This window comes from Corallococcus sp. CA041A (genome assembly GCF_003612075.1).
Taxonomy (GTDB): domain Bacteria; phylum Myxococcota; class Myxococcia; order Myxococcales; family Myxococcaceae; genus Corallococcus; species Corallococcus exiguus.
The window spans coordinates 1-251 of sequence record NZ_RAWF01000790.1 but is presented as its reverse complement, the minus strand read 5'-3'; the positions used below and the strand labels follow the sequence as shown (position 1 = coordinate 251).

Genomic DNA, 251 nt, shown 5'->3' with positions numbered 1-251 from the left:
GCATGCTGACGGCGGACCGTGACGCCTTCTATGATGAGGCCGTTCTCCTGCTGCGCCGCGTCCGCAGGCGCGGCAGGCTCCCCATCTGGGCCAACACCCCTGAACGGAATTAGTCGGGATGGCTTAGGGGGTGTCCCTAATTGAGCCACATCCGAGTGCAGGCGAGGTGGATGAGGGCAAGGTAGTTGCGGGCTGTCTTCTCATATCGAGTCGCGAGGCGGCGGAAGCGCTTGAGGCCATGGAAGAACCGC

At 63.3% G+C, this 251-nt stretch carries 1 protein-coding gene; it reads right to left on the bottom strand.

Going from position 1 to position 251, the window contains the following annotated elements; translation table 11 throughout:
• Nucleotides 1-136: 136 nt before the first annotated feature.
• On the bottom strand, nt 137-251 hold a 115-nt coding region (locus tag D7V77_RS43080), incomplete at its 5' end, for a transposase (RefSeq protein ID WP_147452043.1).